Annotated in this window: 11 protein-coding genes; 5 read left to right on the top strand and 6 right to left on the bottom strand. The window is 60.1% G+C overall.

Going from position 1 to position 12,906, the window contains the following annotated elements; genetic code table 11:
* Positions 1-51 precede the first annotated feature (51 nt).
* On the top strand, positions 52-480 hold the full coding sequence (locus tag BP737_RS02940) for a pyridoxamine 5'-phosphate oxidase family protein (RefSeq protein ID WP_342677939.1): 429 nt from the start codon (positions 52-54) through the stop codon (positions 478-480).
* A 22-nt stretch (positions 481-502) separates the two neighbouring features.
* On the opposite strand, the gene BP737_RS02935 is transcribed toward BP737_RS02940, so the two are convergent.
* Together BP737_RS02935 and BP737_RS02930 are read right to left on the bottom strand one after the other, a co-directional pair.
* Positions 503-961 carry a P-II family nitrogen regulator gene (locus tag BP737_RS02935; RefSeq protein ID WP_342685920.1) on the bottom strand — a complete coding sequence of 153 codons (459 nt, stop codon included), beginning with the start codon at positions 959-961 and terminating at the stop codon, positions 503-505.
* Between the two features lie 415 nt (positions 962-1,376).
* The gene (locus tag BP737_RS02930; RefSeq protein WP_342677943.1) at positions 1,377-2,873 is read right to left on the bottom strand and encodes a DUF1538 domain-containing protein; all 1,497 of its coding nucleotides are present in this window, start codon (positions 2,871-2,873) and stop codon (positions 1,377-1,379) included.
* A gap of 165 nt (positions 2,874-3,038) precedes the next feature.
* Here BP737_RS02930 and BP737_RS02925 point away from each other — a divergent pair, with 165 nt between their 5' ends.
* A complete protein-coding gene (locus BP737_RS02925) occupies positions 3,039-3,350 on the top strand; it encodes a ferritin family protein (RefSeq protein ID WP_342677945.1) in 312 nt (103 codons plus the stop codon).
* A 12-nt stretch (positions 3,351-3,362) separates the two neighbouring features.
* On the opposite strand, the gene BP737_RS02920 is transcribed toward BP737_RS02925, so the two are convergent.
* Both BP737_RS02920 and BP737_RS02915 read right to left on the bottom strand, forming a co-directional pair.
* Positions 3,363-3,536: a hypothetical protein gene (locus BP737_RS02920; RefSeq protein ID WP_342677947.1), complete on the bottom strand. Its 174-nt coding sequence runs from the start codon at positions 3,534-3,536 to the stop codon at positions 3,363-3,365.
* A 67-nt stretch (positions 3,537-3,603) separates the two neighbouring features.
* Positions 3,604-4,428 carry an SDR family NAD(P)-dependent oxidoreductase gene (locus tag BP737_RS02915; RefSeq protein ID WP_342677949.1) on the bottom strand — a complete coding sequence of 275 codons (825 nt, stop codon included), beginning with the start codon at positions 4,426-4,428 and terminating at the stop codon, positions 3,604-3,606.
* 183 nt (positions 4,429-4,611) lie between these two features.
* Here BP737_RS02915 and BP737_RS02910 point away from each other — a divergent pair, with 183 nt between their 5' ends.
* Complete coding sequence (locus BP737_RS02910) at positions 4,612-6,453, top strand: AMP-binding protein (protein WP_342685919.1); 1,842 nt, start codon at positions 4,612-4,614, stop codon at positions 6,451-6,453.
* Positions 6,454-6,731: 278 nt separating this feature from the next.
* The gene (locus BP737_RS02905; protein WP_342677955.1) at positions 6,732-9,062 is read left to right on the top strand and encodes a PAS domain S-box protein; all 2,331 of its coding nucleotides are present in this window, start codon (positions 6,732-6,734) and stop codon (positions 9,060-9,062) included.
* A gap of 92 nt (positions 9,063-9,154) precedes the next feature.
* On the opposite strand, the gene hisH is transcribed toward BP737_RS02905, so the two are convergent.
* Together hisH and BP737_RS02895 are read right to left on the bottom strand one after the other, a co-directional pair.
* Positions 9,155-9,763 carry an imidazole glycerol phosphate synthase subunit HisH gene (hisH, locus tag BP737_RS02900; RefSeq protein WP_342677957.1) on the bottom strand — a complete coding sequence of 203 codons (609 nt, stop codon included), beginning with the start codon at positions 9,761-9,763 and terminating at the stop codon, positions 9,155-9,157.
* On the bottom strand, positions 9,738-11,147 hold the full coding sequence (locus BP737_RS02895; protein WP_342677959.1) for a phosphoadenosine phosphosulfate reductase family protein: 1,410 nt from the start codon (positions 11,145-11,147) through the stop codon (positions 9,738-9,740). The genes hisH and BP737_RS02895 overlap by 26 nt, the downstream gene beginning before the upstream one ends.
* Before the next feature lie 811 nt (positions 11,148-11,958).
* Here BP737_RS02895 and BP737_RS02890 point away from each other — a divergent pair.
* On the top strand, positions 11,959-12,906 hold a 948-nt coding region (locus tag BP737_RS02890; protein WP_342685918.1), incomplete at its 3' end, for a hypothetical protein.

The raw sequence follows: 12,906 nt of genomic DNA, 5'->3' as shown, positions 1-12,906 counted from the left end.
GGCGGTGATTATTTATTACCCTTCGCAGAATGTAACAATGGTGATGGATGAATGAACTTTGAAGAATGCATCCGTTTTGCAAACAAAAATCCGGTCGCCTGGGTGGCGACGACCGACGGAGACCAGCCCCGTGTGCGGCCTCTGCAGATGTGGTTTGCCGATGCGACCGGGTTTTACTTCCAGGTCTGGACGATCAAGGACATCTACCGGGAACTCACGAAGAACCCCCGCGTCGAGATCGGGTTCTTTGACCCTGAAAAAGAAGGGGGAACCGTGCTCCGTGCGGCCGGCCCGGTCGAGTGGGTGGACGACCCCGCCCTGAAACGCCGGTCCCTCGAAGACCGTCCCTTCCTCGTCGATCTCGGCCTGACGCCGGAGAGCCCCGAGCTGGTCCTTTTCCGCCTCGCGAAGGGGGAGGCCTACACCTGGACGCAGGCAACGAACCTGGCGCCGAAACAGAAGATCCGATTCGGAGAGTGAAGAGGGTCGGCAAGGGGGACCGTCACGACGACGGCTTTGAACTTTCTGCCTCCGGACTTTCCGGTTTTGAACTTTCCGTCTCCGGATCTCCCGGTTTTGATCCTTCAGTCTCCGGATCTCCCGGTTTTGATCCTTCAGTCTCCGGAACTTCCGGGTCTTTCGGGGCCGTGGACAACCCGGCAACACCGTTCACCGGGAGAGAGAACGTGACGGCTCTGGCATCGGTGTGCGGCCCCGCTTCGTCAATAACCGCCTCCATGATGCCGCGCCCGGCTTCGCTTTGCGTGACGATCAGGACGAGGTCCTTTTCAGGCAGGATGGTCACACCGAAGAACTTCTCCATCTCTTTCGCGCCGGTCCCGCGTGCATGGACGACGGTCCCACCCGTCGCTCCTGCCCGCTTTGCCGCTTCCATTACAACGTCGGCAAAACCCCTGTTTGCAACAACCAGGATCAGATCGTACTGGACATTTTGCTCCATAACTTGCTCTCCACTCTCTGTTTCTGATACGCCCTGAGGGAATGCTCCTGCCGGGGCTCCGTAGACGCTGCCGATAGGCAGCGTAAAGACGATACCGCGGTTGTGTTTATCCGGACCCACCTCGTTACCGACCCGCTCAAGCAGGGCTTTAGACTGTTTCTGCGACATTATGCTGAAAAGAAGCGTCTTCCCGGTTTCGCCCAGACCAAGGTAACTCAAAATTTGAGAGTTGGCTGTTCCTCTTCCCAGGGCTAACAGGTTAAATGTCACACTCGCGTCTGTAAGCAGGTGTAGTATCCTTTCATCCTGCCCCCGGTCGAAGATGGTAACCATCAATACCAGCGGCGCATCTGCAGATGTATCGTGCAACATTCTCATTCCTCGTTACCACCACATGATCTCGACATTCTCCTTGTCAAAGGTTTCTATGCCCGCCCTTCTTCCTCTCCGCGGCTTTCGCCCTCCGCACCTTGATCTGGTAGGTCAATCCTATGATCTGCACGGTTATCAGCGGCATCATGGCCACCATGCCGATGATGCCGAAAGCATCCGTCAGCATGTTGCCCCCCAGGACCTCGGTGGCCCCCAGAGCAAACGGGAGCAGGAATGCCGCCGCCATAGTGCCCGCGGCCACACCCCCGGAATCGAACGCAATCGCGGTAAAGATCTGGGGCACAAAGAACGTCAGCAGGAGAGCGACAGCATAGCCCGGCAGGAGGAAGAGCCAGAGGTCGATGCCCGCAAGGATGCGGATCATGGCAAGAGCCAGGGCAAGTCCCACGCCAATGGAGAGGCTCAGCATCATGATCTTCCTTGAAATTGCGCCGCTCGTGATATCTTCAATCTGTTTGGTGAGGATGTGCACGGCAGGCTCCGCAGCAACGATGAAGATGCCGATGACCAGACCTAACGGGACCAGTATCCAGTTGTACGGCAACGACGCGATGGCATGGCCCAGATACGTTCCGGCCGGCATGAAGCCGATATACACTCCGGTCAGGAATACTGTGAGCCCCACGAGGATGTAAACCAGCCCCACGCCAATCCGGATCAGCTGGCTCCGGGGCAACTTTAAGTTCACCACCTGGTATACGCCGAAGAGCACGACGACGGGCAACAGGATGACGCAGACCTCTTCGAAGAATTCAAGCAGCCCTCCGATATACAGCGCCACGAGTTCCCCCATGCTGTTTGCCGTGGCGGGGGTCTCAAAGGCGTAGCCGGTGCCTGTGGGGTCGTAGAACATCCCCAGGATCAGGACAGCCAGGATCGGCCCTATCGAGCAGAGGGCGCACAGGCCGAAGCTGTCCTCCTCCGAGCTTCGTCCCGCGCGGACTGCCGAAACACCGGCGCCCAATGCGAGGATGAAGGGCACGGTGATGGGGCCCGTGGTGACGCCTCCCGAATCAAACCCCACGCCGATGTACTCCGGGGCGGTGAACGCGGCCACGATGAAGACCAGGGCGTACAGGAGCACAAACAGGTGCGAGAGTTTAACCTGGAAGAGTATCCGCAGCATGGCGAGCACGAGAAAGATGCCCACGCCGAAGGCGACCGTGGCTACGAGGACAAGATCGGGCACGGCGGGGACCTGCCGGGTCAACACCTGCAGGTCGGGCTCCGCCAGCGTTAACGCCACGCCCAGCAGAAAACTGACCAGGATCATCAACCACAGGTTCCGCGACTCGGTCAGTTTCGCACCTATCAACTTACCCATCGGCAGCACGGCCATATCGGCGCCGAGCGTGAAGGCGCTCATGCCCAGGATGAGCAGAACGATTCCCGGTACAAAGAGCATCAGCGTGCCGAACGGCAGGGGGGCTATGGTAAAATGAAGCAGGAGGATAATTATGCCTATCGGCAAAACCGACCGTGTCGATTCTTTAAATTTATCTACCAGCGCTCTTTGCATCCATCTTATATGTCGATTTAAATGAATATATAGAGTTCAGCCCCGGGCGATGGGGCCGATCGAAACGGCGGCAGACCCAACGTATATATACCATCCCCGCGCACGCCTCAAAAAGAGGCCGGCAGTTTCCCGGCCTTCATACCGTTTGCAGGGAGGTTATGAAGAATGCCCGATTTCGCCGATCCCTTTGCCGGGAACCACATGGAACGCCGATTGGACCCGGGAGAATTGATCCGGACAATCCGGTTCTCGATCGCTGCCGAATACGAGGCGATCCAGCTCTACGAACAGATCGCCGACTCGACCGACGACCCACTGGTCCGGAAAGTCATGCTTGATATCGCCGACGAGGAGAAGGAGCATGCAGGCGAGTTTCTGCGCCTCCTCCGCGAGATCGCCCCCGCCGAAGAGGGGTTCTATCAGCACGGCTATAAGGAGGTCGAAGAGATGATCGCCGAGGTAAAGGGCGGAAAGTGACCGCTTCCCCCGTTATCGCAGTCTGCAGGACTCCTCATAGGATCTCTTGCAGTCGGGGCAGAGCGTCCTGGCCTTCCGAAGGTCGGGAAACGTCTCTTCGGTGACCTCATCGCAGGCTGCCCCGCAGATCTCACACCAGTACTCCTTCGTCTCCTCTTTTTCGTCGCCTTTTACCTTACGTTTCATGTACCTGCCCTCCCCCCGTATTCACGGACGGGATACCGCTCTCCGTCATCCGTGATATGCTTTCGGGTCACCATCGCCCGGTTCCGGTAAGGTCACGCCCCATCTCCCAGAACCGCTCCCGGAACCCGGGAGCGAGGGCGAGGGCCGACGGACGGGCCCACCGGGTCTCCTCAAAGTAGCCGCCGTTCATCCTGCCGGCATCCGGTGAGACGGCGAGGTACGCCTCCACCTCCGCACCGTGCTCCGGCGGCGCCCCGCCGTCCCGGCCGCCCGTATAGGCCCGGAGGAGTTTCGTGTCGGTCACCCCCGGGTGGAGAGAGTTCGCCGTCACCCCCTTCCCTTCGAGGCGCCGGGCGAGCTGGACGGTGAAGGCGACGGCCCCTAATTTCGATACGGCATAGGCATCGTAGGCGTCGTAGTTCTGAAATCCCGGGAGGTTCTCCCAGTCGACCGACCGCACGCTCCGGTGGGCTATCGACGCAACGTTGACGACCCTCGCCGGTGCGCTCTCCATCAAGAGCGGGCGGAGGTCGTGGGTGAGCAGGAACGGCGCAAGGAAGTTCACGGCAACCGTCATCTCGACCCCTCCGGGTGCAACCGCCCGCTCCGGCATGAAGACCCCGGCGTTGTTGATGAGCACGTTCAGCCGGTCATGCGCATCGCCTACCTCCCGCGCGAGGCGCCGGACCTGTTCCTGCACCGAGAGGTCGCCGATGAAGAGGCTCAACCGGTCGGACCCGGTGGCCGCCTTCAGCTCCGCGAGGACGGCCCGACCCTTCGTGGGGTCCCTGCCGTGGATCAGGACACGGTGGCCCTGCTCGGCGAGGAGGCGCGCGGCCGCCTTCCCGATACCGTCCGTCGAGCCCGTGACGAGGATGGTCTGCTCCGTCATATGCAGCCCCGGTGCGCACCCTCTTGGCTTGAATGTTTGGTGCCGGCACGACGGGACCTGGTGCGCTCCTCGCTAACCCCCGGCCTGCACGGGGGCTCAATGCACCCAAGATGGTGCCTTTCAGGAGATCCCGTGCATTAAAAAAAGCAAAAAGATGATATCATGCACCACATACCTGTAAGTATGGTGCGATACTCGGTCACGATGCCGGACGACCTCGTGAAGAAGATCGACAGGCTGTGCGATGCCCGAGGGGTTTCCCGGTCGGAATGGCTCAATGAACTCTGCACGACACACGTCGAGAGCGCATCCGATAACGACGTGCTACAGCCCGCCATCCTCGGGGAGATCCCCTCTAAACGAACTTTAGGACCCAATGTTCCCGATTATGAGGCCGCCTGTGCGAACTTTACGATCGACGTCCCGGCATATTTCAACTTCGGCTACGATGTGATCGACCGGTGGGCCGAGACCGACCGGAACAAACTTGCAATGATCTGGGTGGACCAGGCGGGCAACGAGAAGAAATACTCCTTCCGCGACCTCAAGTATCTCTCCAACGGCGCCGCCAACATCCTGTTGAAGTACGGTATCAAGAAGGGCGACCGGGTCATGCTGATGCTCCCGAGGGTCCCGGAATGGTGGATCTTCGTTATCGCGCTCATCAAACTTGGTGCAATATACTGTCCCTGTCCGACGATGCTGACCCCAAAGGACATCAAGTACCGTATCCGGGCCGGAAAGTTCCGGATGATCATCACCAACTGTGAGAACGCCGGAAAGGTCGATGAGGTCGCCGATGCCTGTCCGCTGCTCGATACCCTCTTCCTCGCCGACGGAGAGCGGGAGGGCTGGGCGAGTTATCCGCACGAACTCGAATACCCTGCACCAGTATCGCACCGCACGGTCAGTATGCCGGTCGCAAAAAAGACGAAAGCAACCGACCCGATGCTGATATACTTCACCTCCGGCACCACCGGCGAGGCCAAGATGGTGCTGCACAACCAGAGTTACGCGCTCGGACACGTCATAACCGCCTCATTCTGGCAGGATCTCACGCCCAACGACCTCCACCTGACCTTCTCGGATACCGGGTGGGCGAAGTGCGGCTGGGGCAAGATCTTCGGTCAGTGGATTGCCGGGGCATGTATCTTCGTCTACGATATCCGGGGGAAGTTCAGCGCAACCGAACTCTTGCCGCTGATGGAAAGGTATGAAGTGACCTCGTTCTGCGCACCGCCGACGGTCTACCGGATGCTGATCCTTGCCGACCTCGACAAGTTCGATTTCCGGAACCTCCGGCACTGCTGCAGCGCCGGCGAGCCGCTCAACCCCGAGGTGATCCGCGTCTGGCAGGAGGGCACCGGACAGCCGATCTACGAGGGATACGGCCAGACGGAGACCGTCTGCTGCATCGCCACGCTCCCCTGCATGGCGCATAAGCCCGGCTCCATGGGAAAGCCCGTACCGGGATGGCACATCGAGCTCCACGACGACGACGGGAACCCGGTCGGGGTCGGGGAAGAGGGACGGATTGCCGTCAAACTCGACCCCCGCCCGGTCGGGCTCTTCATGGAGTACCTGGATAACCCCGAAGCGAACCGGGAGTCGTTCCAGAACGGGTTCTACTACACCGGCGACAAGGCACGCATGGACGAAGACGGCTACTTCTGGTTCATCGGGCGCAACGACGACGTCATCAAGTCTTCCGGCTACCGGATCGGACCCTTCGAGGTCGAGAGCGCGCTCATGGAGCACCCGGCCGTTCAGGAGTCGGCGGTCGTCGGGTCGCCGGACCTCATCAGGGGCATGATCGTCAAGGCGTTCGTCGTTCTGAAGCCCGGTTACCAGCCGTCCGAGTCGCTGGTCAAGGAACTCCAGGCCTATGTCCGGAACACCACCGCCCCCTACAAGTACCCGCGAGCAATCGAGTTTGTCCCGGAACTCCCGAAGACCATCTCGGGAAAGATCCAGCGAAACATCCTGCGGGACCGGGAACTGCGGAAGCACGCGAACGGAAACTGACCGGCCCGTTCGATTGTTTACGACCCGGGCATCCCGGCGGGAGGGGAATGCTCCCGAAACCCCGTTTCTCAACCCTTCCGGAGCGCACCGGACTGCCGATGGAGGGAGAGGCACGATCTTCGGCGAAGGTTTATATCTTTCAAAATATTCCGAAAGATCTTCGGATTAGCGATATCTCAACCAAAAAACAGATAAATTAGTATGATTTTGCAGAATAAGACAATATCAAGACTTAGAATCAACTACGGGCTGCATTTTATAGGAGGAGAACGGCTTTGATGCGTATCCTCCACGTTGACGACGAACCGGTCATCCTTGAACTGACTCAATTCTATCTCGAACGTACCGGAGATATGAAGATCACCTCCTGCAGGTCTGCAGAGGAGGCACTCGGGCTGCTCGAGATCGAGAAATTCGATGCCATCATCTCCGATTACGAGATGCCCGGTATGAACGGGATAGACCTGCTCTCCAGACTGAGAAGCGCCAACATTACGATCCCCTTCGTCATCTTTACCGGCCGGGGGAGAGAGGAAGTGGTGATCGAGGCGCTCAATAAAGGAGCCGACTTTTACATCCAGAAAGGCGGCGAGGTCCGGTCGCAGTTCGCAGAACTGAGAAACGCGATCCGGCGCGCCGTGGAGAAACACCGGTTCGAACAGGACATTCGTGAATCCGAACGCCGGATCTCCGATATCTTCTGTCATCTCCCCGATGCGACCTTTGCCGTTGATTGTTCGGGCAGGGTCATCGCCTGGAACAGGGCGATGGAGAGTATGACCGGCATAGCGGCAGACGACATCTCCGGGACCGGCGATCACGCCTATGCACTTCCCTTTTACGGAGCCCCCAGGCCACTGCTCGTCGACTACCTTCTTCATCCGGGAAAGAAGGTTCCTCCGTCCTACCTGCTCAATCAACGGGACCGAGATCTGATCATCGCAGAGACAGCGGAGGCATCGTTGAATGGGGAGAGAGTCGTTCTCTGGGTCAAGGCGACCTCTCTGTACGACAAAAACGGGACCGTTGCCGGCGCCATCGAGTCGATCAGAGATATCACGACGCAGAAGCAGACAGAGAAAGCCCTCCGGTCAGCCGGGGAATACCGACGTACCCTGATCGAGGCGCATATCGATCCGCTGGTGACCATCGGTTCCGATCGGCGGATCAGCGACGTCAACGCGGCGACCGAGGCGTTGACCGGCCGGACGCGGGATGCCTTGATCGGTACCGAGTTCTGCACTCTCTTCACCGAACCCGGGTGTGCGGAGTCTGCATACCGAGAGGTCGTTGCTGATGGCACGATCCGGGAACAGGCACTTACCGTCAGGCGGAGCGATGGAGGCATACAGCCGGTTCTTCTCTACGGCACGGTCTACCGGGGCGAAGATGGGGAGGCCAGGGGTGTCTTTGCCGAACTCCACGAGCCCATGCCCGGTCCGGAGAGCGGCGGGATCTGCCGCCGCATGAGCCCGTCGGTCGCTGAACTGGTACCGAGAATTATTTCTGCGTCGACGGCAGCCGCCTCAGCCGAAGAATTCCTGGAATCCGCACTCGATGTTGTGCGGGATCTTTTAGAGATCGAAGAGAGTTGTCTCGCGCTCTACGACGGAGACGGCGCGTTCAATATCGTCGAAAGAAAAGATCCAGGCCCTTTTGGCGAGATTCTCTCATCGTTCCGGGATTTTGCGGGATCGCACACCATGCCGGTCACGGAAGGCCGGAGAGACGGGGCGGGGAACCCCGTTCTTCTCGTTCCCGTCGCCGACCCGGAGAGGGTTCTGGGCATCCTCTGTCTCTCCGTGCGGAAACCCGACTCCCCGACATACGGGGAGCGTGCCGCTCTTGAAGTCTCTGCAGAATTGATCGGTGCGCTTCTATCCCGGATGCTTCGGGTCGAGGCGGCAGAAGAGGCGAGGCGTTCCGCTGCCCTCCACCTCGACATCATCGCTCATGACCTCACCAATGCGATCTTTGCCGCGCGCGGGTACGCCGACATCCTCGACGGGATGCTGGAGGGAGAGGCCGGGAAGATAGCGGGGAAAACGACTTTGGCAATCAGGAAGAGTTACGACGTGATCAGGAACCTCGATACGTTAAAAAAGATCCGCAAGACCCGGAGAGACACCGCCCCGCTCCGGGCAGTCTCCCTTGATACCGTGCTTCAACACGAGATCTCGAACTTCCCCGGGATCAGGATAGACTATGCCGGATGCGAGAGCGTCATACTTGCCGACGAACTCATCGGGGAGGTGTTCTGGAACCTTCTTGACAACAGCGTAAAGCATGGAGGGAGGGAGGTCTCCATCCGGATCGGGGTGAGGGAGGAGAAGGACCGGGTGGAGGTCCGTGTCGAGGATACCGGACCGGGGATTCCCGAGGAGATGAGGAGAATGCTCTCTTCAGAAGTTCATGGACACGGACTGTGTATCGTCAGGGATCTGGTTGCTTCATACGGCGGGGAGATCCAGATCGAGGAGCGGATACCGGGGAGATCGGGGAAGGGTGTTGCCGTCAGGATTGTCTTTGGTCGAGCAAAAGCCGGGATTTCCTCCCCTCCAGCAGGATCGTCCGAAGAGGAGACGGGGGTTCCGGATATCCGCGCGTGATGGACGAAAGACGACTCTGTTGCCCCTCAGCGATAGAGAAGATGATAGCTACGCCGGGCGGGCTTCTCCTCTGCACCGGTCCTTCTCTTTGATCAGCAGACCAGGTCGATGAAGTTCTCAAGGATGCGGAGACCGACCGCCCCGCTCTTTTCAGGGTGGAACTGGACCCCGTAGGTGAGCCCGTTCCCGACGGCGGAAGCGAAGGGGTGGATGTAGGTGGTGCTCGCGAGGGTATGCTCCGGTGCGGCCGCCGCATAGTAGGAGTGGACGAAGTAGACATACTCCTCCTCGCGGAGCCCGTCGAAGAGCGGGGTCTCGTGATCGATGTGGATGGTGTTCCACCCCATGTGGGGGACCTTCTCCCCGGCGGCCGGGAGAAACCGCTTTACGTCCCCCGGCACGAGGCCGAGCCCCGGATGGGTGCCGTGCTCTTCGCTCCGGTCCATGAGCATCTGCATCCCGAGGCAGATGCCGAGAAGCGGGGTATCGTTCGCGGCGGAAAGGACGGTCTCCTTCAAGCCGCCGAGCATCTCCATCCCTTCCCGGAACGCCCCTACGCCGGGGAGGACGATGCCGTCGGCCGCCGCGATCACCCCGGGGTCCGCGGTGATTGCCGGCGCCGCTCCGGCCCTCTCAAGGCCCCGGAGGACGCTCCGGAGGTTGCCGAGTCCGTAATCAATTATAACTATCCGCTTCTTCATCTGCATCTCCCCGTCTGCGCCACAACCCCTGCTCGATCCAGCTCCGGGGCAGCCCTTGTTTCTCCTGCCAGCCCCCGAGTTTTTCAAGCCACATCTTCCAGAGGTCGGGACAGGAGTCTTTGATGATCTCGATGGTCGCAAGGTCGCTTGAGGGGCACATGAAACACCCGATGCGGTCGAGCCCCCGCTCGTAGAGACGGTTGTAGGGGGCCTTCTCGCGGAAGATGTAGAGCCAGACGTGCATCGCCGTCCACTGCTGGATGGGTGCAGCGGAGAGCTGCTGGGGCACATGGGCGTTCTGCCAGACCCGCCTGCTCTGCATACGCTTCACCGACTCGTACTTCCGCTGACCGATGAACGAGAGGCACTCGCCCCAGTGCTCGCTCACCAGGCGGCCGACGGGGTGGAGTTTGCAGACTTTGCAACACCAGCGGTTGTCGACGGCAGGCGGACCGTTCACGTCGAACTCCTTCCAGAACGTCTCTTCATCGCAGACCCGAAGAACCTCGAGGTTGTAGCGTTTCGCCACCGCATCCACGTTCTCGCAGGTCTCGGGGAACTCAAGCCCCGTGTCGGCAAAGAGGAGCGGCACCGGGCCGAGTGCTTTTAAGACGATAAGGAGGGTTGCAAGGCTGTCTTTTCCGCCGGAGTAGGAGATCGTGGGCTGTCTCCGGTTCCGTTCGGCGACCTCCCGTACGAACCGGATGCTCGCGGCCTCGGCCGCCGCGAGTACCTTCTCGTTGGCCCTGACGGCGTCCTCCCATGTCGCCCTGCCCGGGACAGAGACCGACGGCGTGTTCTTTCGTGTCCGGACGACAAGACCCCGCTCCATCGTCGCGGCGGCGGCGGCGTCGACTTTCGCCCTGCCGACGCCGATGCAATCGCCGGTTTTCGTCAGGATGAAGACTTCGTCACCTTCGGCAACGGCAGGGTCGATCGAGATGAGCCCCGGTGCAAGGACGCTTGCTCCCTCATCGCGGATGGACGGAATCGCGCCGTCGTCGACGACGACGTAGCGCTTTGTCGGCCGGAGGTAAGCCGCGGCGGCCGGACGCGGGAGCGGTTCCCAGAGCCGCTCTTCTGGGAGGTAGCGAACTATGCCCACAACGGCGCCTCCGAGGACGATCTCGTCCATGCGGTCCTCGGCGGGGACTTTGTTCAGGAGTGCGATGTGGCCTTCCGGTATCAGCGGCGCCCCGAAGTGCTCGCAGAATATACGGTTGATCCGATCGACGTCGTCGGGGAACGCGGGGCGCGCGTCTCCCGGCGGCGTGACGGCTACCGGCCGGGCCGGGGCGCCGCAGGCGCAGGTCGGGGAGAGCACCGGAGCGTGGCAGGAATCGCACCAGTGGAGCAGAATTTTACCGAGATAAAGGCGGGGCATTCTTATATCCGTTGGAAAGGAACGGATAAAAGTCTTGGCGTATTCCGGATCTTTCCTGCACTATCTGCCGTGAAATGAGCGTTTCGTCCGGAGAGGACGAGAGCGTGCCTGAGGTACAGAGGCGGGGGGAGGTGCCCCATGTCGGCATCTGACTCTTCCGATCTCTCCTGACAGCGGCTCTCGGATGCGACCCCCGACCCCCCGGCGGACCGGCGGCGGCTAAATGCGCGTAGTTTCACTATATTTCGAGGGAAAAATAACGGTTCGAGCATAAAATATATATCTGGAACGGGATATAACAGATAATATCCCTCCTCGGGAAGGAGGTGTGTCATTCATGGCAAAGGATAAGAAGCAGGACAAGAAGGCAGAGAAGGTTCAGGACAAGGCTAAGAAGAACTAAGTCCCTTGCCTTCAATCATTCCCTTTTTCCTCTCGGTCGATACACTCTTCTCCCGTTCTGCTGGCTTTCCTGGAGGTTATCATCTCCGTGGCAGCCAGACCGGCGTTCCTCTTTCCGCCTGCGATTGCATCCCGACGGTAAAAGCCAGTGGCTTATCCGGTCCCGGGGTATCGATTCGGTAACGATCAATTTTATCCAATAAAAATTATACAAGTAGTAATTTCATCTGTTCAGATGAGCGGCATTTCAATGTCCCGTACCAACGCCTGCAAAACCGCCGGTGATGCGCCGGTTAGCAGGCAAGCTCGCCAGAGGCGTCCCTGCAATCAGCCCGAACGTCGGATCGCCGTTCTTTCCCTGTGGTCCGTAGAGATGAGACCGAATGAGCGCAAAGGAGCAAACGACTGAATGTGCACACCTGAAAACATCGGGAACCTGGAGCGATACATGGATAACCTGCACGACAAATCGCCGACGGACCTTCTCGATCTGTTGCAGGATGGCGCTCCTGCCCTCGATCCCCGGGTGCGGGAGAGACTGAAAAACGGCATCGAGGCTTTGTTTACTGAAAATAGGGAGCTTGCCACCCGTGCTGTTCGTGCCGAGGCAGAGCGTGATGCCCTCCTCACCGCCCGCGGCAGGCGGGGGCTCGTCTACGATGCCGACGACGAACCGGTTCGGCCGGAGGAACTCCGGGAGGAGGTTTTGGAGTCCCGACGATTTGTTATTCGTGACCGCGGGTATGGGGATATACACATCGCCGTATTTGCCTCTTCCATCGCCCGACAGGACGCCGCCGGAGAGGGACGGACCCGTCACCGCCTGGAGGGGGTGAACACGCTGTTTGTGAGCCCCGGCGATATCGTCGGCAGAAAGCAGCCGAACCGCACGGTCCTGCACGGCACCCGTCCCGGCCGCGAGACGCCCGGGATGGCGCCGGCAGGAGCGACGGGGCGGAAGTGCTATGAACTTATCGGGCGGATCGGACCCTGCACGGTCTGCGCGGCGAACCGTGCGCTCGCGAGCGGCAGGCGCGAGGTTGTCGGGATGTTTGCGCCCGAAATCGGGCGTTACCTGGAGTGTCGATCAAGCCCGGTCCTCGGTCCGGAGGGTGAGGTGACGTTCATTGTCGAGCAACTTTACGATATCACCGACCGGAAGCGCACCGGAAAGGAGGTCCCGGAGGACGATGCCGCTGCCCGCGCCCCGGAGGAGATGATCGTCCTCCTCGACCTTGACGGTCGGGTTATCGGCGCCAACGAGGCGACGACCCGGCGACTTGCGCTCTTCCGGGAGGGCTTCGTCGGTAAGAATCTTTCCGGACTTTTTCCGCCGGATGTGGCGGGGATGCACCTC

Source organism: Methanoculleus sp. UBA291 (assembly GCF_002499755.1).
GTDB lineage: Archaea > Halobacteriota > Methanomicrobia > Methanomicrobiales > Methanoculleaceae > Methanoculleus > Methanoculleus palmolei.
Note: the sequence above shows the minus strand (reverse complement) of the source record. Positions and strands in the feature narration are given on the sequence as shown.

Excerpts from the sequence above, each read along its gene's own strand:
- BP737_RS02940 (WP_342677939.1), top strand. The coding sequence starts at position 52 with ATGAACTTTGAAGAATGCATCCGTTTTGCAAACAAAAATCCGGTCGCC.
- BP737_RS02935 (WP_342685920.1), bottom strand. The coding sequence starts at position 961 with ATGGAGCAAAATGTCCAGTACGATCTGATCCTGGTTGTTGCAAACAGG.
- BP737_RS02930 (WP_342677943.1), bottom strand. The coding sequence starts at position 2,873 with ATGCAAAGAGCGCTGGTAGATAAATTTAAAGAATCGACACGGTCGGTT.
- BP737_RS02925 (WP_342677945.1), top strand. The coding sequence starts at position 3,039 with ATGCCCGATTTCGCCGATCCCTTTGCCGGGAACCACATGGAACGCCGA.
- BP737_RS02920 (WP_342677947.1), bottom strand. The coding sequence starts at position 3,536 with ATGAAACGTAAGGTAAAAGGCGACGAAAAAGAGGAGACGAAGGAGTAC.
- BP737_RS02915 (WP_342677949.1), bottom strand. The coding sequence starts at position 4,428 with ATGACGGAGCAGACCATCCTCGTCACGGGCTCGACGGACGGTATCGGG.
- BP737_RS02910 (WP_342685919.1), top strand. The coding sequence starts at position 4,612 with ATGGTGCGATACTCGGTCACGATGCCGGACGACCTCGTGAAGAAGATC.
- BP737_RS02905 (WP_342677955.1), top strand. The coding sequence starts at position 6,732 with ATGCGTATCCTCCACGTTGACGACGAACCGGTCATCCTTGAACTGACT.
- hisH (WP_342677957.1), bottom strand. The coding sequence starts at position 9,763 with ATGAAGAAGCGGATAGTTATAATTGATTACGGACTCGGCAACCTCCGG.
- BP737_RS02895 (WP_342677959.1), bottom strand. The coding sequence starts at position 11,147 with ATGCCCCGCCTTTATCTCGGTAAAATTCTGCTCCACTGGTGCGATTCC.